The sequence below is a fragment of the Streptococcus sp. 3613 genome, from assembly GCF_013277375.1.
GTDB lineage: Bacteria > Bacillota > Bacilli > Lactobacillales > Streptococcaceae > Streptococcus > Streptococcus pseudopneumoniae.
Map to the genome: position 1 here is coordinate 1 of NZ_VMMV01000055.1, position 22,743 is coordinate 22,743.

Annotated in this window: 16 protein-coding genes and 5 pseudogenes; 3 read left to right on the forward strand and 18 right to left on the reverse strand. The window is 36.0% G+C overall.

Annotated features, from left to right (window positions below):
- Nucleotides 1-74: 74 nt before the first annotated feature.
- Nucleotides 75-361 (forward strand): annotated as a pseudogene (locus HT708_RS11605) (ISNCY family transposase); the annotation flags it as partial.
- 407 nt (nt 362-768) lie between these two features.
- On the opposite strand, the gene kdpC reads toward HT708_RS11605, so the two are convergent.
- The 6 genes from kdpC to HT708_RS07080 all read right to left on the reverse strand — a co-directional run bounded on the left by kdpC (nt 769) and on the right by HT708_RS07080 (nt 9,114).
- Entirely contained in the window at nt 769-1,386 is a 618-nt protein-coding gene (gene kdpC, locus HT708_RS07055; protein WP_172926188.1) for a potassium-transporting ATPase subunit KdpC, read from the reverse strand.
- Nucleotides 1,387-1,510: 124 nt separating this feature from the next.
- Nucleotides 1,511-3,580, reverse strand: a complete 2,070-nt coding sequence (gene kdpB, locus HT708_RS07060; protein WP_050207957.1) for a potassium-transporting ATPase subunit KdpB — start codon at nt 3,578-3,580, stop codon at nt 1,511-1,513.
- Nucleotides 3,581-3,588: 8 nt separating this feature from the next.
- A complete protein-coding gene (locus HT708_RS07065) occupies nt 3,589-5,334 on the reverse strand; it encodes a potassium-transporting ATPase subunit KdpA (protein ID WP_050971642.1) in 1,746 nt (581 codons plus the stop codon).
- A gap of 12 nt (nt 5,335-5,346) precedes the next feature.
- A complete protein-coding gene (gene kdpF, locus HT708_RS07070; RefSeq protein ID WP_007285010.1) occupies nt 5,347-5,424 on the reverse strand; it encodes a K(+)-transporting ATPase subunit F in 78 nt (25 codons plus the stop codon).
- A 299-nt stretch (nt 5,425-5,723) separates the two neighbouring features.
- Nucleotides 5,724-6,449: a response regulator transcription factor gene (locus HT708_RS07075; RefSeq protein WP_000787304.1), complete on the reverse strand. Its 726-nt coding sequence runs from the start codon at nt 6,447-6,449 to the stop codon at nt 5,724-5,726.
- Nucleotides 6,439-9,114 (reverse strand): sensor histidine kinase KdpD, encoded by a 2,676-nt coding sequence (locus HT708_RS07080; RefSeq protein ID WP_172926189.1) that lies wholly within the window; start codon nt 9,112-9,114, stop codon nt 6,439-6,441. The genes HT708_RS07075 and HT708_RS07080 overlap by 11 nt, the downstream gene beginning before the upstream one ends.
- A 65-nt stretch (nt 9,115-9,179) precedes the next feature.
- Between HT708_RS07080 and HT708_RS07085 the strand changes: the two are divergent.
- Nucleotides 9,180-10,059, forward strand: a pseudogene (locus tag HT708_RS07085) (ISL3 family transposase); the annotation flags it as partial.
- 67 nt (nt 10,060-10,126) lie between these two features.
- On the opposite strand, the gene lysS reads toward HT708_RS07085, so the two are convergent.
- The 3 genes from lysS to pyrF all read right to left on the reverse strand — a co-directional run bounded on the left by lysS (nt 10,127) and on the right by pyrF (nt 13,356).
- Nucleotides 10,127-11,617 carry a lysine--tRNA ligase gene (lysS, locus tag HT708_RS07090; protein ID WP_050207953.1) on the reverse strand — a complete coding sequence of 497 codons (1,491 nt, stop codon included), beginning with the start codon at nt 11,615-11,617 and terminating at the stop codon, nt 10,127-10,129.
- Between the two features lie 371 nt (nt 11,618-11,988).
- Nucleotides 11,989-12,621: an orotate phosphoribosyltransferase gene (gene pyrE, locus HT708_RS07095; protein ID WP_023935748.1), complete on the reverse strand. Its 633-nt coding sequence runs from the start codon at nt 12,619-12,621 to the stop codon at nt 11,989-11,991.
- Between the two features lie 33 nt (nt 12,622-12,654).
- On the reverse strand, nt 12,655-13,356 hold the full coding sequence (gene pyrF, locus HT708_RS07100; RefSeq protein ID WP_172926190.1) for an orotidine-5'-phosphate decarboxylase: 702 nt from the start codon (nt 13,354-13,356) through the stop codon (nt 12,655-12,657).
- 318 nt (nt 13,357-13,674) lie between these two features.
- Between pyrF and HT708_RS12335 the strand changes: the two are divergent.
- Nucleotides 13,675-13,887: pseudogene (locus tag HT708_RS12335) on the forward strand (IS30 family transposase); the annotation flags it as partial.
- Nucleotides 13,888-14,089: 202 nt separating this feature from the next.
- Here HT708_RS12335 and HT708_RS07110 read toward each other — a convergent pair.
- From HT708_RS07110 to HT708_RS07150, 9 genes and pseudogenes are all read right to left on the reverse strand, one after another.
- Nucleotides 14,090-14,803, reverse strand: a complete 714-nt coding sequence (locus HT708_RS07110; RefSeq protein ID WP_023939964.1) for an ABC transporter permease — start codon at nt 14,801-14,803, stop codon at nt 14,090-14,092.
- A pseudogene (locus HT708_RS07115) lies at nt 14,796-15,651 on the reverse strand (ABC transporter ATP-binding protein). The gene HT708_RS07110 and the pseudogene HT708_RS07115 overlap by 8 nt, the downstream one beginning before the upstream one ends.
- 545 nt (nt 15,652-16,196) lie before the next feature.
- Nucleotides 16,197-17,192, reverse strand: coding sequence for a ThiF family adenylyltransferase (locus HT708_RS07125; RefSeq protein WP_172926191.1), 996 nt, complete (start codon nt 17,190-17,192; stop codon nt 16,197-16,199).
- Nucleotides 17,176-17,427, reverse strand: a pseudogene (locus HT708_RS11850) (hypothetical protein); the annotation flags it as partial. The gene HT708_RS07125 and the pseudogene HT708_RS11850, both read right to left, overlap by 17 nt.
- A gap of 80 nt (nt 17,428-17,507) precedes the next feature.
- Complete coding sequence (locus HT708_RS07130; protein WP_023935741.1) at nt 17,508-18,119, reverse strand: V-type ATP synthase subunit D; 612 nt, start codon at nt 18,117-18,119, stop codon at nt 17,508-17,510.
- Between the two features lie 22 nt (nt 18,120-18,141).
- Nucleotides 18,142-19,527 carry a V-type ATP synthase subunit B gene (locus tag HT708_RS07135; RefSeq protein WP_023935738.1) on the reverse strand — a complete coding sequence of 462 codons (1,386 nt, stop codon included), beginning with the start codon at nt 19,525-19,527 and terminating at the stop codon, nt 18,142-18,144.
- Nucleotides 19,528-21,303, reverse strand: coding sequence for a V-type ATP synthase subunit A (locus HT708_RS07140; protein ID WP_138705169.1), 1,776 nt, complete (start codon nt 21,301-21,303; stop codon nt 19,528-19,530).
- Between the two features lie 62 nt (nt 21,304-21,365).
- A complete protein-coding gene (locus HT708_RS07145; RefSeq protein ID WP_000387939.1) occupies nt 21,366-21,686 on the reverse strand; it encodes a V-type ATP synthase subunit F in 321 nt (106 codons plus the stop codon).
- On the reverse strand, nt 21,676-22,683 hold the full coding sequence (locus HT708_RS07150; protein ID WP_138705170.1) for a V-type ATPase subunit: 1,008 nt from the start codon (nt 22,681-22,683) through the stop codon (nt 21,676-21,678). The genes HT708_RS07145 and HT708_RS07150 overlap by 11 nt, the downstream gene beginning before the upstream one ends.
- Nucleotides 22,684-22,743: the final 60 nt, after the last annotated feature.

Sequence of the window (22,743 nt, forward strand, 5' to 3'; positions counted from 1 at the left end):
ATCGAGCCTGTGTCGAACTGAATCTTTCTGAAAGACAAAGCAATCGTCTGCTACTAGCCTATCAACAGAAAGGAAAAGAAGTCTATTTCAGCAGAAAGACGAAAGCATTCGTTATAAAAGAAGTTGACGGTGACATCTACCTCAATATCGCTGACAAGATCTATCACACAAAGGAGCTACTAGTTCATGAACTCTATTCGAAAAACTTTGAACCAGAACAAAAAAAGAAAGACGCAAGTATATCCCTCCACAAACCCATCCGTGGAAACTCACATCTTTCAAACAATATCTTCAGAAAAATAAAAAGGATTATGAAGAGTTTACTAGTGAGGAGCTTGATTCTCCTCAGCTACAAGTATAATCTATTTCTCGCTAAATGGGAAGCTGTTCCTTAAAGGAAATCACTCTATCCCTTACATTTAGGAGAGAGAAAGCAAGGAGTCTAAGACAAGCATTTCATTTGACAAAACAGCTTCAAGGGTTCCTCGTATCAAATAAAATCAAAATAATTGCCCTCAATCTCACCATTTTTTTGGGACATCATCACTTTCGATTGACAATTCTTGAGTGAAATGAGTTTGTCACAAATCTCAAACCAGCTAAAAGTAGTTCATAAATAAATGCCAACTTCCTTTCTCTATCTGTAAGATACTCATCAGATTATATAGTCTAGGAAGTAAGAGTTCTTTTTTATCCCTTTTTTTGTAATAGGCGTACCTCTCACTACTAATTACTTGCAATAATACCCGTATAACTTTTACAGCGGTGTTAGTTCAGTTCCTTCATAATATCGATGTTAACTTTTAACACAGACACCCTATCTTCACCTAGAAATCCAAAAATTTTTGTTACTGTATGCTTGTCAATGATTTCTTCCAGTCTAGGCAAGCTAATACCTGTTGTCTTAGAAATACGAGGGAGTTGTAGTTTAGCACTTTCTGGACTGATTTCTGGATCCAATCCCGAAGCCGATGTTGTTACCAAATCAGCAGGGATATCTCTGATTGAAATAGTTGGGTTTTCTTTTATGAGAAGAGACAGTTCCTTTTGAACACGTACTTTTAGTTCAGGATTACTAGGAGCCAGATTTTGGGAACCAGAAGTAATATCCCGCCTTTGTCCACTTGGGTCTCCCTCGCTAAGGTAGGTATTATACTGAATAGCAGATGGTCTACCATGCAGAAAAGCAGATGACGAAAATTCTTGCCCAATTAAAGCCGATCCAATAAGCTTCCCATCCTGCTTAATTTGACTACCATTGGCTTGAACAGGAAAAATAAACTGCCCTAATCCGGTAATCAGCAAAGGGTAAAATAATCCACAAACCGCCCCAAATAAAAGACTTAGTCGGACAGAACGTCTGATATGTATAAATATTTTTCTCATGATTGTTATTCATTCCTTTCATGCTCAACCCAAGGAAAAGACACTGATTCTTTTAAACGTAAAGCAATGTAGATAAGTTTCAATCTTATTCCTCTAGATATTATATTATATTAAACTAATCTTATCAGGATAAACCCAATAGATACAATAATGGAGTAATACTCATATCAATGATTTTAATTCCAATAAACGGGATGAAGACTCCACCCAAACCATAAATCAGCATGTTATGAGCCAAAACTTTTTCTGACCTTTGAGGCTTATAAGAAACTCCTTTCATCGCAATCGGAATTAGAAGAGGAATAATAATGGCATTGAAAATCAGAGCCGATAAAATTGCGCTGGAAGACGTTGATAATGACATAATATTTAACGATTGCATTTGGGGGATACTGCGCATAAAAATAGCTGGAATAATGGCAAAGTATTTGGCAATATCATTAGCAATTGAAAAAGTGGTTAAAGCTCCTCGCGTCATTAATAATTGCTTTCCAATTTCAACGATATCCAGAATCTTGGTTGGATCGCTATCTAAATCCACCATATTAGCAGCTTCTTTAGCAGCACTTGTTCCAGAATTCATAGCAATACCGACATCTGCCTGAGCTAGTGCTGGGGCATCATTAGTCCCATCTCCTGTCATCGCAACAACTTTTCCTAAGCGTTGTTCTTTTTTAATAGCTTCAATTTTATCTTCTGGCTTGCATTCAGCGATAAAGCTATCAACGCCTGCTTCTTGAGCTATGGTCGCAGCGGTAAGAGGATTATCACCGGTACACATAATAGTTTTAATTCCCATTGCCCGTAGGCGAGCAAAACGCTCAACTAAACCTGGTTTGATGGTATCCTTGAGAGCAATCACTCCCAAAATATTCTGCCCCTCCACTACTGCCAGTGGAGTTCCCCCAGCTGAAGCAATTCTTTCACTGATAGACTTCAAATCTTTCGGAATCACACCACCTTTACCTTTAATATAGCGACTTATAGCATCTGTGGCACCCTTACGTATCATTCCCCCATCAACAAAGTCTATCCCACTCATTCGTGTTTGAGCAGTAAAATCAATAAAGGTCATATCTTCAGAAATAGGAGGAATACTTGCCCCATATTCTTTAGCAAGCTTAACAATTGATTTTCCTTCCGGTGTATCATCCTGTAGAGAACTTAGCATAGCTGCTCTTATTAAAGACTCTTGACTAACACCATCTACAGGAACAAAATGAGCAGCCATACGATTTCCAAAGGTAATGGTTCCTGTTTTGTCCAAAATCATAGTATCCACATCACCACTAGACTCCACTGCTTTTCCTGACATAGCAATCACATTAAACCGTGTAACGCGATCCATACCTGCAATTCCAATTGCTGACAGCAGACCTCCAATTGTTGTTGGAATTAAACATACGGTCAATGCCACAAGAGTAGTAACTGTAATCTTTATGTGCAAAGCGCTAGCAATCGGGTACAAACTTCCAATTACCATTAAGAATATAATTGTTAAGCTAACTAGCAAAGTATTCAAGGCAATTTCATTAGGGGTTTTTTGCCGAGAAGCACCCTCTACCAAGGAAATCATTTTGTCCAAGAAAGACTCTCCAGCACGTGAGGTCATTTTCAACTTAAGCCAGTCACTAGCAAGAGTTGTCCCTCCTGTTACAAAAGCAAAATCACCACCAGGTTCTTTGATCACCGGAGCTGACTCTCCTGTAATAGCTGATTCGTCTACAGAAGCAATTCCTTCAATAACTTCACCGTCACCAGGAATTAATTCTCCTACCTTAACCAGAACGATATCTCCTTTTTGCAAGGCTGTGGCCTCAATAGTTTCTTCAAGAAGGGTCTGACCATCATTGTCAAAATAGAGTCGTCTAGCTGTCATATTTTCTTGCGTCTTTTTTAAACTTTCAGCCTGTGCTTTTCCTCTTCCTTCCGCAATGGATTCAGCAAAATTAGAAAATAATAAAGTTAAAAATAAGATCACTGCTACTATGCCATTATACAATTGACTACTTTGGCTATCTTGTTGAGCATCAACGGGGATAATTGTTAAAAAGAAGGTCAGAACAAAACCAACTTCAACTACAAACATTACTGGATTTTTAATCATGTAACTAGGGCGAAGTTTTACGACCGCTCCTTTAAGGGAACTGAGTAGTATCTTTTGTGTCAGAAAGTAAGTTTTCTTTGAAATCATAATAAACCTCATTGAGTTAGAAATTCAGCTAAAGGTCCTAGTACAAGGACTGGTAAGAAAGTTAAGGCTGATATAATCAACACTATCACACCTAAAATAATGGCAAAAGTCCCCGTATCTGTTTTTAAAGAACCTAGGGAATCATTCACATGTTGCTTAGTCATTAACGAACCAGCAATCGATAGCTGAAGAATCAAAGTCACATAGCGTCCAAAAAACATAGCTAATCCTGTAGATATATTCCAGAATAAAGTATTGTCTTTTAGTCCTTCAAATCCCGATCCGTTGTTAGCAGAAGCTGAGGTAAATTGATAAATCACTTGTGATAAAGAATGAAATCCTGGATTGGTAACACTGTTAAATCCTGCTGGCAATGAGACAGCTACTGCTGAAAAACCTAGAATAATCATAGGGTGAACCATGATGGCTAAAGCAATTAAAGTCATTTCTTTACCTTCAATTTTTTTTCCTAAATAAACAGGTGCACGCCCAATCATTAATCCACAAATAAAAACAGTAAGAAGAACGTACAGCATCATATTCATTATTCCTACACCTTTACCGCCAAATATAACATTGAGCATCATGTTAATCATAGCTACTCCACCACTTAGAGGAGTCAAAGTATCGTGCATATTATTCACGGAACCCGTTGTAAAAGCCGTTGTTATTTCTGTAAACAGACCAGACATTGGAATACCGAACCTAACTTCTTTACCTTCCATACTTCCCATTGATTGATTCAAACCCAATTGATGCAAGACAGGATTTCCTTTACTTTCTGACCAAACAATAATGGATAAACCAACAAAAAATAAGAATAGCATAACAATCAGAAGCGGTCTTGCCTGTCCTCCTAGTTTAATAAACGTAGATTTAGTGGACTTATAAGAAACTTTCTGTACAGATTCAAAGGGATGATCTTCCTTTTTCCTAGATGAAACCATATGACCAAAAACAACTACCATAGAACCTGGTAACAACATCATAGATAGCATTTCAATAATATTTGTGATTACATTAGGGTTTTCAAAGGGAGTTGCTGAATTTGCTGCAAAAAAACCACCACCGTTGGTTCCCAAGTGTTTAATAATTTCAAGAGAAGCGACCGGTCCCATTATAAGACCTTGTAAATTGCCCTCCAAAGTAGTCGCATATAACTCTTTTGATAGTGTTTGGGGAACCCCCTGTGAAATAAGTAACAAAGAGCCTATTATTGAAAAAGGAAGCAACACTCGAGTAATCACCCGAACAAAGTCAACATAGAAATTCCCCATGTCTTGATACTTGCCTGATACACCTCTGATAAAAGCCATAGCAGCAGCATAGCCTGAAGCAGCTGAGGTAAACATCATAAAAGTAATGACAACCATCTGACTAAAAAAAGACAAATCCCTCTCACCAGCATAATTTTGTAAATTAGAATTGGTGATAAAAGATATGACTGTATTGAAACTCAGGCTTGATTCTAATGAACCAACACGGGTGGGGTTCAAAAAGAAAAAGGCCTGTGTTCTTAGGATTACATAAGCCACTAGAGCCATAACAGCATTAGTTAAAATAAGGGCTACAGCATACTCCTTCCAAGTCATTCCTTTTTTGTCCACATCAAGCAACTTATAAATCCACCTATCAATAGGATCCATAATGGGATCTGCAAAAGTTTTTTGCTGGCTAGCTATATGGTAAAGATACTTTCCAGTTGGTAATATAATAATACAAGCCAGTACTAAGACAAATATGATTTGTAACATCTCACATTCCTCCTAAAATCTCTCCGGGTGTAACAGAGCATAAAATAAATAACAGATTAATAAACCAAAAATTATTCCTAATACTATCATAGTACACTCTCCCTCTAATCACCTTTAAGGTGCTTATCACACCAAACAATAAAACCAATCATTAACAAAAAAATAAAAAATAAAACTAGAAACATTATGAAATCTACTAGCATTGTATCCTCCTTCAAGAATATAATCATTCTACCACGAAAAGTATAAAAATGATATAAAGATTACGGATATAAAATAAAGATTATATAAAGATTGTCTCCTAAAATAACCTAAGACAACCTATCCTAAGACTTGTTTCAAATAGCTGCCAAGAAATTACAAATCAGGTGAATAAAATTCTTTTTGGATTATTTGTCATCATAATTTTCAATCTTAATCATACGATAACCGATACCAATATGAGTTTGAACCATTTTAGAGTAACCCAATCCTAATTCGATTTTTTTTCGCAATGTATTAACAAAAACTCTCAAAGCAGAAAAATCTTCCTCATAATATCCCCAAATTTCCTTGACAATAAAACGATAAGTCAACACTCTATCAACATTCTCTGATAGAAGACAAAGCAACTTATACTCAATCGGGGTTAAGTGAATTTCTTGGTTATTAACAAATACACGATTAGATAAAAAATCAACATGTAGCCAGCCATTAGTAAAAGATGATTTTTCAGAATTACCGTCACTTTGTTGATTAATCTGCTTTGACCTCCTAAGACTAACTCTTAACCGAGCGAAAAGCTCATCAATGCTAAAGGGTTTCGTCAAATAATCATCTGCCCCAGCATCAAGTGCATCAATCTTGTCACTTTCTTCTCCACGTGCACTAACAACAATAACAGGTAGCTGTGAAAAGCTACGAATCTTGTCAATAATGTCTTTACCATCCATATCTGGCAAACCCAAATCCAATAATAATAAATCTGGAAATTGCGAAATGATCTGACGCAAAGCTTCCTCTCCAGTCCGAACTGATACATAATGATAACCTTCAACTTCCATTGCTAAGGATAAAAGTCTGTTAACGGAAGAGTCATCTTCACAAATTAAAATCTTAACATTTTCATTTTTCATGTAATACATTCACCTCCGCTAGTGGTAGTGTAAATCCAAAGATAACTCCTTTAGGAGTATTGTCATGGACGTAAATAGTCCCCCCATGTGCTGTAATAATACTCTTACATAAAGATAGTCCTATACCTAGGCCTCTTTTACCATCGGATGCCAAATTTTCTGATGTATAAAAAAGGTCAAAAATCTTTTCTTTTGCTTGATCGTTAATACCAGGACCATCGTCAGAAACCTCAACCACCAGGTTCTGATCCTTTCTATTACTCGTCAATGTAATTAAAGATCCTTCATGCGTATATTTAACTGCATTGTTAATGATATTAACCAGTACTTGCACAATCAAGGGAGCATCCATTTTAGCTATTAATAAATCATCTGATAAAATTAAAACAAAGTCATGATTCTTAATATGTTGATCCACATGTTTCAAAGCTTCTTCAATCAACTCATCGAAAACATTTATTCTTAATGAAAGAGTAGTATCATTATCCAATTTAGTAATTGACAATAAATTTTCAATCAGATTAATCAACCACATAGAGTCATCGTAAATATAGGCAGCTAATTCTATCATACGCTGTTTCTCCATAATTCCCCCCGTCTCCATCATTAATTTAGACTGACCTGATATGCTTGTAAGTGGAGTTCTCAAATCATGTGAGATTCCCCTTAACAAATCAACCCTTAACCGTTCTTTTTGTATTTTAAGTTCCATTTTTTGTTGTTCTTCGCGTAATGCTTCTTTTTCTAATGCCAAGGATGCCTCTCCTAAAACAGTTAGAATAACAGATTTTTCAAACAGGTCAATCATTGTTTTATCCTCTATTAAAATACCAATAATAGCAAAAACAGAATCTTTACCTCTGACAGATAAATACAGAAATTTAGCAGCAGACAAGGTGTTTGTTGTTGCTCCAGCTTGTTTATTATTATATAAAACCCACTCAACCACTCCTCGCTCATTGTACTGATAGTAATCAGCTAAGGTCCTCAAAGAATGACTGGTAGGGAAATATTTCGGCGTCTCCAAAGTACCACCTGTTACAGGATAAATCACCACATCACTATTCAATAATTTTTTGACTTGAATAGCTAGTTCTTCTAAAATAGAAGGAATAGAGTCTGCCTGAGATAATCCTCTATTTGTTTGTAGTAACAACTCTGTTAGATAAGATTTTTCAGTAGATAATCTTGCCTGCTCTTGAATCCTTTTTATGAGACTAGAAGTAATCAGACCAGTAATTAACATAATAGCAAAAGTCATAGGATAAGTAGGATTAAAAGAAGTAAAAGTGTAGTAGGGGGCCACAAAAAAGTAATTAAAAGAAGTAAAAGTGTAGTAGGGGGCCACAAAAAAGTAATTAAAACAAAGAACTGATAAAATAGAAGAAATCACACTATAAAGTTTTCCTTTTGTCCAAACAGCATTTATTTGAACACTTAATATATATATTATTATAATGTTGTTGGTACTGAGATTCCAGAAACGAAATAAAAGACCTGTTAAGGTTACTAGCAACAATACCACCAGTGTTTTAACCAAATCACTGAAAGAAAATTGCCATTTAGAAAACCAAGAAGGCAACGAGAGCTTACCAACCGAAGTCTCTTTTTTTCCTCTAGTATTATGGACTACAAACATATCCAAATCAGGAACATTCTTACTAAGAACTTCCACAATATTTTCTTTAGGCCAAATAGTTCTGGAGCCACTTTTTCCGACTACTAACTTAGAAACACGGCTCAATTTTGCGTAATCAGCAATCTGCTTGGTCACATTATTATAATCCATAACTGTCACCTTAGCTCCCAACCGCTCTGCCAATTCCAAGTTCTGATGTAACTCCTGATTAGTCAGTTCCCTATCTAAACTACCAATATACAGGGCTGTAAAGTCTGCATTAAGAGCACTTGCTAATCTTGAAGCAGCGCGAATGACATGTGAAGAGGAGGGAGAGGGTGACACACAGACCAAGACATGTTCCTTGGTCACAATACTATCTTTAACTTTTTTTCCTCGAAAAGCACTTCCATTAATCTGATCAGCTGCTTTGCGCAAAGCGATTTCTCTCAAAGATATTAACTTTTCTTCAGTAAAAAAGTGACGCTTGGCCAATTTAGCTTGCGATTTAGAATAAATTTTTCCTTTATCCAATCGTTCAAGTAAATCTGATGGGTCAATATCTACAAGTTCAATCTGATCAGCCTGATCAAAAATAGCATCTGGAATTATCTCATTAACTTGAATCCCTGTAATAGCTTCAATCACATCGTTTAAACTTTCAATATGTTGGACATTTACAGTAGTATAGACATCAATCCCTGCATAAAGCAGTTCCTTAATATCTTGGTACCTCTTTTTATTACGTGACTCAAAACAGTTAGTATGAGCCAATTCATCCACTAAAATAATGCGTGGTTGACGCCTTAAAGCAGTATCAATATCAAACTCATTTAAGGTGATACCTTTATATTTTATTGTTTTAGGAGATAATTGCTCAAGACCAATCAGTAAAGCCATAGTCTCAGGTCGATTATGAGGTTCAATGTAACCTACTACCACATCTACTCCAGCTTTTTGAGCTCGCTGCGCTTCTCTAAGCATAGCATAGGTTTTTCCAACTCCTGCAGCATAACCAAAATAAATTCTTAACGCCCCTGTTTTCATAACATCACCTTAGTTAACCCAACCTTTTGTAGTAAAATCATTTATCAGAAGTCATTATAACCTAATTTTATTTTTTTTACAATAGCCTTCCTGAGATTATATCATGGGACGAGTATGAGTTCACCAAGGGAAAGATGAGTTTCATTGCGCAAGATTTTAACAAGCTCAATATCATCACTGTTCTTGAGGGTAGAACACAAGCTGTCATTCGTAATCACTTTCTTAAGTATGATAGAGCCGTCCGATGTCGCGTCAAAATTATTACTATGGATATGTTTAGTCCTTACTATGACTTGGCTAAACAGCTTCGCTTTCGAATTTCTAGGCTCAGGCTGAAACATCTCCCAGACTGTTTCACTCCCTAATGCAAAAATTGTTCTTGATCGTTTTCACATTGTGCAACATCTAAGCCGTGCTATGAGTCGTGTCCGTGTCCAAATCATGAATCAATTGGATCGAAAGTCTCATGAATACAAGGCTATCAAGCTCTACTGGAAGCTCATCCAGCAAGATAGTCGTAAACTCAGCGATAAACGATTTTATCGCCCTACTTTTCGTATGCACTTGACCAATAAAGAGATTCTAGATAGACTTTTGAGCTATTCGGAAGACTTGAAACACCACTATCAGCTCTATCAGCTCTTGCTTTTTCACTTCCAGAATAAGGAACCAGAGAAATTTTTCGGACTCATTGAGGACAATCTTAAGCAGGTTCATCCTATTTTTCAGACTGTCTTTAAAACCTTCCTCAAAGATAAAGAAAAGATTATCAACGCCCTTCAACTACACTATTCTAATGCCAAACTGGAAGCGACCAATAATCTCATCAAACTTATCAAGCGCAATGCCTTTGGTTTTCGGAACTTTGAAAACTTCAAAAAACGGATTTTTATCGCTTTGAACATCAAAAAAGAAAGGACGAAATTTGTCCTTTCTCGAGCTTAGCTGACTTCAACCCACTACAGTTGACAAAGAGCCAAAAATCCCCTGACAAGAGCCAGAGGATAAGCGTTTATTTCATTGTTGGGAAGAGCAATACATCACGGATAGTAGTTGTATCCGTGAGGAGCATGCAGAGACGGTCGATACCGATTCCCAAACCACCTGTTGGTGGCATACCATATTCAAGGGCTTCGATGTAGTCGTAGTCGATACCTGTCGCTTCATCGTCACCAAGTTCTTTAGCTTTAGCTTGGGCTTCAAAACGGCTAAGCTGATCGATTGGGTCGTTGAGCTCAGTAAAGGCATTACCGTACTCCTTAGTCATGATGAAGAGCTCGAAACGGTCAGTAAAGCGTTGGTCTTCAGGATTTTTCTTAGCTAGTGGAGATACAGCTACTGGATGTCCATAGACAAAGGTTGGTTGGATTAAAGTTTCTTCAACAAACTCTTCAAAGAAGGCATTGATGATGTGACCAACCTCAGTATAGTGTTTCTCAACTGGAACTTTCTTCTCAGCAGCGATAGCCTTAGCTTCTTCCAAAGTCATATCTTGCCAGAAATCTACACCAGTAATTTCTTTGATAGCATCCACCATGTGAACACGTTTAAATGGTTCGTTGATTTTGATTTCAGTTCCTTGGTAGTTGACTGGGCCGTCGCCCTTAACTGATTTAGCAGCATGTTGGATAATGCCTTCCGTCAAGTCCATGATATCTTGGAAGTCTGCGTATGCTTGGTAAACTTCGATAGAAGTGAACTCAGGGTTGTGAGTAGCATCCATTCCTTCGTTACGGAAGATACGGCCAATTTCATAGACGCGTTCCATACCACCCACGATAAGGCGTTTCAAGTGAAGCTCAGTCGCGATACGAAGCACCATGTCAATGTTTTGGGCATTGTGGTGGGTGATAAATGGACGGGCAGAAGCACCACCGGCTTCGTTGTGAAGAACAGGTGTTTCCACTTCAAGGAAACCTTTTTGGTCAAGGTAACGACGAATTTCAGAGATGATTTTTGAACGAGTGACAAAGCGTTCAAAGCTTTCACGGTTAGAAATCAAGTCAAGGTAACGTTTACGGTAAATTGTCTCAACGTCTGTCAAACCGTGGAATTTCTCAGGAAGAGGACGAAGAGCCTTAGACAAGTGTGTGATGTGAGTAGCCTTGATAGAGAGTTCTCCCATATCCGTACGCATCACTTCACCTTCGACACCAAGGAAGTCACCAAGGTCTGCTTTTTTGAAGATTTCGTAGTTTTCTTCACCGACAGCATCCTTACGAACGTAGATCTGGATTTGACCTTCGCGGTCTTGAAGGTGGGCAAAACCTACTTTACCTTTACCACGTTTGGTTACCAAGCGTCCTGCGATAGTAGCTGTTTCGTTTTTATCATGTAATTGTTCTTTATCGAGGTCAGCAAATTTATCTTTTAATTCTTGTGAATTTGCAGTGCGTTCAAAGCGTTTTCCGAAAGGATCGATTCCTTGTTCACGGAGCGCAGCCATTTTTTCACGGCGAACAATCTGCTGGTCATTTAGTTCTTCCATATGTTCTGTTGACATGGGATCCTCCTAGTTTTACTCAAAATTGAATACGATGAGTCATTTTTGCGATACTCCCATTTTATCATAAATAAGCAAGAAATTCACGGATAATCTTTCAAAACTAAAAAGAACCTGACGCTAAAATCACTGGAAAGACTGGGATAAGCAAGAAATTCCAACATCTCAGAAAAGGAATCTGACAATATTTATGGATTACACTTTAACTCTTGTAACTTTCATGACGTGTGCTACTTTTTATATAAGAGCAAGCCAAGCAAATCTAAAACTGAAACAATTGACGTAAAAAACATTAACAACTTGAATCTTGTCATTCATACACCTGATATGACAGAATAGTATAATTTTTAACCTTTTAGTCTTTTGATTTTTTACACCTCTTGCCAATTTTCTTGGTCTTCCTTAAAGCGTTTTAGAAGGTCGAGTCCTTCTGGCGTGATATAGCCTTCTTCTTGGGCTAGGTGGATGAGTTCACTGTAGTTAGAAAGCGTCACCAATTTCACACCAGCATCTGCAAAGTTCTTATCTGCTTTTGGCAATTGGTAACTAAAAATCGCTACAACTCCAAGTACATCTGCTCCTTCGCGTTTAGCTGCTACTACGGCTTCAAGAACAGAACCACCCGTTGAAATCAGGTCTTCAACCACTACCATTTTTTGACCTTGAGCTACGCGACCTTCGATTTGATTACCAGCTCCGTGGTCTTTTGGTTTGCTACGGATGTAGGCAAATGGCAGGTTCATCTTGTCAGCAATGATGGCTCCGTGAGGAATCCCTGCTGTTGCAGTTCCTGCAATGACTTCTACCTCAGGAAAGGCTTCTTTGATAGCTTCCACAAAGCCATTTTCAATTAGGGTACGAGTTTCTGGATAGGATAGTGTCACACGATTATCAGTGTAAATCGGTGACTTGATACCAGATGCCCAAGTGAAGGGTTCCTCTGGTTTGAGGTAAACGGCTTGGATTTTCAAGAGGTGGCTAGCGATATCTTTGGCAAGTGTCATGGTCTTCTCCTTTTATTTTTCTAAGCTAGTTCTTTAATTCCAGTCCTGTGTCCATTCATCCTTGATGGCATGATAAGCTGCAACAGGATCCTCAGCTTGGGTAATGGGACGTCCCACTACGATATAGTCACTGCCGATTTGATAGGCATCAGCAGGTGTCATAACGCGTTTTTGGTCTCCAACAGCAGCACCTGTAGGACGAATGCCCGGTGTCAGACAGATAAAATCTGGATTGGTAGCCTGCTTGATGATTTGCACTTCCTGAGCTGAGCAAACGACACCATCCAAACCCGCTTCAGCTGTCTTCTTAGCATAGTGGATCACTGACTCTTGCAGACTGGTTTGAATATTTTGAAACTCCTGCATCTGCTCTTCTGAGGTTGAGGTCAGCTGAGTGACAGCAATCAATTTGGCTTGACTTCCAAGACCTTCACGCGCAGCCTTCATCATCTCTACACCACCAGCCGCATGGACATTGGTCATGTCCACACCAAGCCGAGACAAGACCTTCATGGCTGACTTGACTGTATTGGGAATGTCATGAAGCTTGAGATCTAAAAAGACACTATGACCCAAGCCTTTCAAGTAGGACACAATCCCAGGCCCCGTTGCGTAATAAAGCTCCATCCCTACCTTGAGATAAAGACTTTCCGCTTCTGGGAAAAGAGCTAAAAATTCCTTGACCGCCTCAAAACTAGGAAAATCAAGAGCAATGACTGGACGATGTTCTCGCATAGGTTTCTCCTTTTACCTTTGCTAGTGAGAGAGTCTGGCCAACAGAAGCCACGAAAAAAGGAACCTGCCAACAGCAAGGTTCCACGAAAAATGGGTAGTCTCCACCCTTTCACCGTCTAACCTTAGCTGCCTCTCTGGACTGCTTTAAAGGTTTTCTATTATTCTATTATTTCTACTAGTACTTGTCAAGTAAAAACAGCTAAATCCATGTTGACTGCTATTGAACACCTCACAAGACTCTTTCCAAAAGAATAGTTAAAGACTTTCACTTCGGACAGAGAAAAAGAGTTTGCTTGTTACCCTTTAATTGAACAAATGGGAATTCTGTTTTATTTTGCGGATGCCTATTCATCTTGGCAAAGGGGAAGTAATGAGAATGCGAATGGACTTCTTCGTGGGTATTTTCTTAAACCGATTTGGCAACAATTACCGAAAAAATCCTTAATGATGCTTTGCTAGCTTATTAATCACCGTCCCCAAAAATACTTGGATTACAAGACAGGTTTTGAAGCACTTATAGAGGAGATTTAAAAATGTTGCATTTTTTATTGCAATTTATCAGTTATCTTATCACCCAAAACTTCTGCAATTAGTATGAGCACTATTGTTATTTTTCTTTTTTCGTACACTCAAATCAAAATATAGCAATAAGACTATTCTGTAGAATTGCTGTCAAAAAGATCAGTTCATTTTTTCCTTCCCACTTGTGTTTATAATCATTAAAATAACTCAATTAAGAAATTTTCTTTTTCCTAATAGTTAGCGTAATTAAAGTTAATAGAACAACAATCCAAATAAGTAGTGTTAGATTAGGAATTAGAGTTTTATTCCATGAAAATTCCTCCCATTTTGTGAAAAACTTAGTAAACAGTCCCATAAAACTATAATCTGTTATCTTCGCAACTGTCTTATCCAAACCAGATAGCATCGGTAAGAAAGCAACTAAAATCATAGCAGGAAGACTGATAACCTGAGCTACTACTTGGCTCTTCGCGGTTAAACCTATCAATAAATAGAATAAAATGATGGATAAAGAGGTTAGAAGAACGATTGTAATATAATTAAAAGTATGTACAATTGTAACTCCTAAAATAAGAGGAGTAGTTCCCATAATCACAAAAGTTAGCAAAAAAGGAAGAAACATAGTTGATAAAATGTATTCGGAGCCTTTAACACCACTCAACAGAAGAGTTTGTAAATTGTACTTTTCTTTTTCTTCAGACAAGATAATAGTTATAGGACTTCCAACAGCCAAAGCCAAAGAAAAAGGTAAACACATCATCAAAAGAACTAATGCCTGTTGATCGTTGACCTTCCCCTGTGTTTCCATAAGATATTTATAAAAATATGTGAAAGCAAAAGGCACTAAAACTTGCAATAAAATACTCTTATTGGAAAGGATAATTTGACAACGCAACCATACCAAAGCCAGAAACCGTTTAAGCATTTAGCTTTCCTTCTGTTAATGTGATAAAAATATCTTCTAAAGTAGGCTCACATGAATGAATTGAAAAAATATTTTCCAGATCAGCCTGAGATACCTGTTCTAGTGATGTAAAATCAAAAGTTATCTGATTCCCATTATAATCTGTAAACTTAATCTTTTTATCTTTATTATATCTTTGAATGAGTTCAGAAGGAGCTCCTTGCTCAACTAATTTCCCTTTATTTAATAAGGCAACATAATCACATAAAAGAGTTGCTTCATTCATATCATGAGTCGTTAGAAAAATCGTTGTCCCTGCTGTTTTCAATTCTAAAATTAACTCATGAATTGTTCGAGAAGTTGTGGGATCTAGACCTGAGGTCGGTTCATCCAGAAAGAGTACAGCGGGGTTGTTGATAAGAGCTCGTGCTAAAAGCATTCGTTGCCTCATTCCAGTGGATAATTTTCCTGCTACCATCTTGCGACTATCATATAATCCTACTCGCTTTAACAAATTATCAACACGTGATTTACTAATATTATAAAATTTACTATAAAAAAGAAGATTGTTATACAGAGACATTTTCTCATAAAATCCACTTGTATCGCCAACCAATCCAATTCTCTTTAATTCACCGCTTGTTAAATTTTGAGATTTTTGTCCCAAAATAATAGATTGTCCTTTATCGGCATTGTCCTTTATCGGCAAGGAACTGCCCAGTCAGAATATTAATCGTTGTGGTCTTTCCAGAACCAGATGGTCCTAAAAATCCAAAAATCTAACCTTCTTTAACAGTGAAGCTTATATTATTTAAAGCTATTTTATCACCAAAACTTTTTGATAAATGGCTAACTTCAATCATACTCATTGCACCTCCTTTATATTCTACATTTTTACTTAACATCTATTTACTTATCTTTATCAAATAAACGTCTTAAAAAAAACAATAACATTAAGCATATAACCGTTAGCAAGATTGTTTCAATATTATTGATAATACGATACATTCTCAAGCAGTATAAAATAATTATATATATGCAAATACTCATTATACCTATTTTTTTAAACATACTAAGCCTCCTTGCTAAATAATAAAGTTATATAATAACTAAGACACACTATACCTAACATAATAAATATCCACAGCATTAAAAATATTATCATACCAATAAAAATATCCACTGCTAACTGAATAAATGTTCTAAAATTAACAAGCAAAAATAAAATCTCAAACGATGAAAAAAGCCATACTATATTTTCCAATGATGGCAAAAATAATACCCAAGAACAATACTATTAATTGTGTTTCTATAACAGTGAACTGCCCAATAGCAGATAAAAAAGCTACTCCTCCTGATAATAAGCAAAAACAAACTGAACGAATAAATGTTTTCGCTCTAATATTGTTATCTTTCACTTTATTATTTTTTTACAAATTGGACATTCTCCGTTTTCCAGAACATATTTTTCTTGACTTAGAGCATGATTTCTCATATTATAAACGTAAGCGTTATCTATTAGGATTTCATTATAACATCCCAGAAATATTTTAATTATTAAATTAGTCATTATCCCTCCCAAAATAGCAGGCATCTCTGGTGTAGTCGGCCACTTTGTCTTATCAGATAAAGTGTACTTATTTATATCTTTGTTTATATTCCGACAACCAAAGCAAGAACCGATGGTAGGGATATATATATTATCAATAATAAGATAGCATCCATTAAACCCTCCTGATATGTAGGATATCTTATGCGATACAGCAAATTGATTGACAATTTTTATAATATCAATGGGCGTATCAATTGCTTTAACGATAAAATCTATACTCCCATATTCCGCAACAATGTTTTCTAATTCTTCTACTGAAGAAACTTTAATAGAAATAGGTACTACCTGAACATCTGAATTATACTTGTGTATTTTTTCAGAAAGAACATTAATCTTCTCCTTACCAACATCCGACTCTGTATAAAGAATTTGCCTATTTAAATTTGATGGTTCTATTATATCGTAATCAGCGACAATAAGTTTCCTCACTCCATACATACTTAGACTTAGAGATATATAACATCCTAAGGCTCCTGCTCCTAATACTAATACTGTTTTATTCTGTATTTTATTATACTCTTCATTATAAAATAACGAATAGCAACCTTTAGTTCTAGAATATCTACTATCAATATCTATCTCATCCGAAATTAAAATTTGTTCATTTAATAGTTCAAATGTTAGTTTACTGCCTAATACTTCTTCTATCTCTAATAGTTCCTTACAACTATTAAATAGATCGTTGATAAATTCTTGCGAAATTTGAGGTTCTATAGCTATTTCCCGCATACTCCGACCACGCAAATACATTATACCTTCTTTTTTATAAGCAAAAACATAACTATTTACGTAGAACATATTTCGTCCTTCCTCTCATATATAATATAGAAAGCAGTATAGAAACAACCACCCCTCCTATACTACGAACAATAATATTAGGTGTCAAAAACTGTAATAGTTGACTCAAAGGGAAATAAATAATAACAAATGCTATTAAAAGTTGAACTATATATTGAAAATTCAAGTTATTATTGTTAGAATTCAAGTATCTTAAAATAATACCACTATCATACTGAAAAAAAGGAATTGAATTACTAAAAAACGGCTTAGAAAGACTTAGCGCCTTATCCAAGCTGATATTTGTTCATCTAATTAATAATCTAAATAAAGGATCTACTTCACTTTCATAATCCGAACTAAATTGGCTCTTTCTGCCTCCTCTAGTTTCAATTCTATATAATGAATAGTTTCTGACAAGTTTGGAATAATCGAATATTCTAAACCATTTACACGTCTACGTGTTTTTTCTATTTCATCAGCCATTAACTGACACGTTTTTTCAACTTCTGCCAGTCTTAGTAATTTATCAATTAAACAATTCATTGTAGCAAATACATCATCCATTTCACTATTAGAAGATAAATAGCTGTATTCACTGTTCTCATTTTGAGAAGTAATATTCATATACATTCTAGGAACTATTACACTCATGATATTTTCTTTCTCAACAAATAATTCAATTTCTTTCGATGGAATTGAAAATAATTCCTCCACCATTTGAGAATTCTTTAATGATTTAGCAACTGCAAAGGATTTTAGATTATCAATTAGATAACTTTCTACTTCTTTCCGAAGTTGATTATTCTCACGAATCAAAGAAATAAATCGCCTCATCAATTCATCTCTTTTATCCTTTAATAACTTATGTCCACGTTCAGCTGTTTTCAAACGTTCCTTTAAGTTATTCAATTCCATACGAGTTGGTTTTACATTCAAACGTACCATAGATAATCACTCCATTTCTGGATTAAACTTCTACCAAAGGTAAGTATTTATCAAGCAAATCATCTTTGATACGTTTTAACTCTGTTCTAGGAAGAATTGATAGTAATTCCCACCCAAGATTCAACGTATCTTCTATATTTCGATTTTTATAAAATCCTTGGTTGATGTACTCTTCTTCAAAGCGCTTTGTAAACCTCATATACAATTTATCTACATCAGATAAAGCCGACTCTCCTAATACTACTGCTAACTCTTCAACCTTTTTCCCTTGAGCATAGGTTGCAAACAGTTGATTCATAGTTGGAGCATGATCTCCACGAGTTTTACCTTCTCCAGATCCCTTATCTTTTAATCGAGAGAGAGAAGGTAAAACATTGATTGGTGGACGATAACCTTGATTATACAACTCATGCGACAAAATAATTTGCCCTTCAGTAATGTATCCAGTTAAATCAGGAATTGGATGTGTTATGTCATCTTCTGGCATTGTTAAAATAGGAATCTGTGTCACTGAACCTTTTTTACCAACTAAGCGACCAGCCCTTTCGTATAGAGTTGATAAATTTGTATATAAATATCCCGGATAGCCTCGTCTACCTGGAACTTCACGGCGAGCTGCCGAGACTTCACGTAACGCTTCACAATAGTTAGTCATATCCGTCATGATAACTAGAACATGCATATCTTTTTCAAAAGCTAGATACTCTGCCGCAGTTAAAGCAATGCGGGGAGTTGCAATACGCTCAATTGCAGGATCATTTGCCAAGTTCATAAATAAGACTGAACGATCGATCGCTCCTGTTTTTCTGAGGTCTTCCATAAAGAACTCAGCTTCTTCAAAAGTAATACCCATTGCTGCAAATACAACCGCAAAATTTTCATCAGAATTTAAAACAGTCGCTTGTCTTGCTATCTGAGCAGCTAATTCATTATGAGGTAAGCCCGAACCTGAAAATACTGGTAATTTTTGACCACGTACAAGAGTATTCAAATGATCAATAGAGGAGATCCCTGTCTGAATAAATTCATCTGGATAATCTCTAGATACAGGATTAATAGCTTGACCATCAATATCTAAATATTTCTCTGGAATTAAATCTGGTCCACCATCAATTGGTTTTCCCATCCCATTAAAAATACGACCAACCATATCCTCAGATACAGCCAATTCTAATGCATGACCAGCAAAACGAATTTTAGACTTTTCTAAATTTATTCCACTAGATCCTTCAAAAAGCTGAACCATTGCTTTATCTTCGTGGATTTCTAAAACTTGTCCACGACGAATTTCTCCATTATGAAGTTGAATTTCAACTAACTCATTGTAAGACACATTATTTACTTGTTCAACAATCATAAGAGGCCCAACAACTTCACTAGCAGTTCTGTATTCTTTTATAACACTCATTTATAGACCTCCTGTTTCTAATATCAAATGAATTTGATGTGTAATCTCATTTGATATAATTTTGATTTCATCTAATCTATCTTCTGAAACATATTTACTTCTCGCCATACGGTCTCGAACTGCCACGGTACCTTCCATAATCTCTGTAAAGTAAGAACCCAACTCTAAAGCATGATTTGCCTGATCAGCAAAAGTTAGGATATTACTTAGCATTGCTTCTTGTTTTGCAAACGAAGTGAATGTATCTACCGAATCAAAAGCGTTCTGTTGCAAATAATCTTCTCGAATTTGTTTAGCAATTTCCATCGTTAGTCGTTCATTATCAGACAGAGAATCAATTCCAACAAGACGAACAATTTCCTCTAAACTAGATTCCCGTTGTAAGTAGTTCATCGCACGAGTTATTTTACTATTCCAATCTGTCTTCTCTTTACCATCTATATAAGTGCCCACACTGTCTTTATATAGTGAATAAGATGTAAGCCAGTTAATTGCAGGAAAATGACGTCGCTGTGCCAACGGAGCATCAAGCCCCCAAAAAACTTTCACAATCCGTAAAGTGTTTTGAGTAACTGGTTCTGAAATATCTCCACCAGGTGGCGATACAGCTCCAATAGCAGTAATCGTTCCTTCACGTTCTGGAAGCCCTAGAACCTGAGAACGTCCTGCTCTTTCATAATATTCAGCGATACGACTTCCCAGATAAGCAGGATAACCCTCATCACCAGGCATTTCTTCTAGACGTCCTGACATTTCACGTAGCGCTTCTGCCCAACGTGAAGTTGAATCAGCCATAATGGCTACAGAGTAGCCCATATCACGAAAATACTCAGCCATGGTAATTCCTGTATAAATTGAAGCCTCACGAGCAGCAACAGGCATATTTGAAGTATTAGCAATCAGAACTGTCCGTTGCATAATTGATTGTCCGGTACTAGGGTCAATCAACTCAGGAAACTCATTCAGTACATCCGTCATTTCATTTCCACGTTCTCCACAACCGACATAAATAACAATATCAACATTGGCAAATTTAGCTACTTGGTGTTGTACAACTGTCTTTCCTGCTCCAAACGGTCCAGGAACTGCTGCAGCTCCCCCTTTGGTTACTGGAAAGAATGTATCAATAACTCGTTGACCTGTGATTAATGGTTCTTCTGGAATTAAACGTTTAGAAACAGGACGCGCCTTGCGGACAGGCCATTTTTGCATAAGCGTTCCTTTATAGAAACTACCGTCCAATTTTTTTATTTCATATACAACTTCATCAATTGTAAAATCGCCAGATGCAATAGAAACGACTTCTCCAGATACTCCATAAGGAACCATAATTTTATGATTAACTACCTCGGTTTCCTTGACAGTTCCAAGAATATCACCCGTACTCACTTTTTGACCAATTGTTATAGTGGAATCAAAATGCCACTTAATATCTCTATCCAAACTTGGAACTTCTACCCCACGAACTAGAAAATCATTATGAGTAGCCAATTTAAATCGATCTAATGGGCGTTGTATGCCATCAAACATTTGAGAAATCAATCCTGGACCTAATTCAACCGATAGAGGTTCTCCAGTTGTAACAACAGGTTCTCCCGGACCAAGACCAGATGTTTCTTCATAGACTTGGATAGATGCCTGATCTCTTCTCATTTCAATAATTTCACCGATTAACCCTAGCTTACCTACACGGCAAATATCTTGAATATTAGCCTCCTGCATACCTGATGCAATAACTAGAGGTCCCGATACTTTTATAATCTTCCCTTGAGTCAAAGTTATTCTCCTTACTAAGTCCAAAAATTATAGAATAATATTACAGACAATTTTGTACATTATTATAAAATATTGTGTCCTACTGCTTTCTCTACATTATCCTCTATACGTTTTAATCCTAAATTTAAACCTTGTTTATGAGTCGGTAATAAAATAATAGCAGGCACAACTTGAGAATCATAATGGCGAATTGTATCTAATATCATTGAAGCAATGTCTTCAGTGATATAAATGACACCATAATCAGATTGAGCTAATTTTCTTAGAGTATTTATAGCTTCTTGTTCTTGATAGGCAGGAAATATATCAAACCCAATCATGCTAAAGGGTAAAATAATATCATGGCTACCAATTATGCCAATTTTATACTTATTAGCTTCCATAATGCGGGCGTATCCTTTCTTTTATTGATTCAAAAGGAATTGTATTTTGAAGAGCTGATATGATCATTCTAAGATTCTTTACTTCAAACTCACATCCCAATAAATATCTAGCAAGAACTAACGGCCCATCTACATTATACCTTCCTTGATCTAAAGTTTTATACAATAGTAAATCACATAAAAATTCTAACTCAGAAGATGAAATTGTTGCGTCCTGCATCTTCAATTCGTAAGTTGAAAAGATTGAATCTAAGCTTGGATTTATTTTATTGAACCACACAAATATTTCTTGATTTTCTACAATGTATATAAATTCTTTAGCAGAAATACTTCCTTCATCTGAAAGTAATTGTAAAATATCCCCATGACTCTTATTTTGAGATAAACCACGTTTTACAGTAATAATATTATAAAAGTCAATCATTGCAACAATAACCTGAGACAGCACCTCACCTAACTCATTAGATAAAAGTTTCAGATGTTTAAAATATGCTAGATCAGCTCCGACATCAAGTACACGAATATTATTAAAAGTTTCATACTCATTCCAAATTGATTCTACTTCATGAACCATAAAATCAGGAAGTGTATCTGAATGTAAGGAAGAAACTAAATGTTTTAAACTTTCTATATCAAAAATCCCTATTGGAATTAATAATTTAGAAAAATCTTTCTTCATTGCCGCCTTAGATTTTAATAAAACTTTGATATTATGATAAACATATCGTAAAGCAAATAAAGTCACAATTTTATCAGACGGACTTTCAGCATAGGCCCATCTATAATCATTGACTAATTTTGTCATTAGCGAAGTCTCTGTCTGACTAGGATTTTCTAAAACGTCAATCGATAAATGATAGGGAGTTGCTTCTAAGATAAATGCCAATGTCTCCGTATCTTTGGATTGTATAATTTTTTGAAATTTTTCTTCTGTAATAAAATCGTTTTCTTTTACCGAAATCGTCGTATTTATTTTTGAAAAAAGATTAGTATCCATAAAATACCTTTCTAATTATATTGGAATACTCCAAATTTCTAAGAAGGATTAACCAATTTC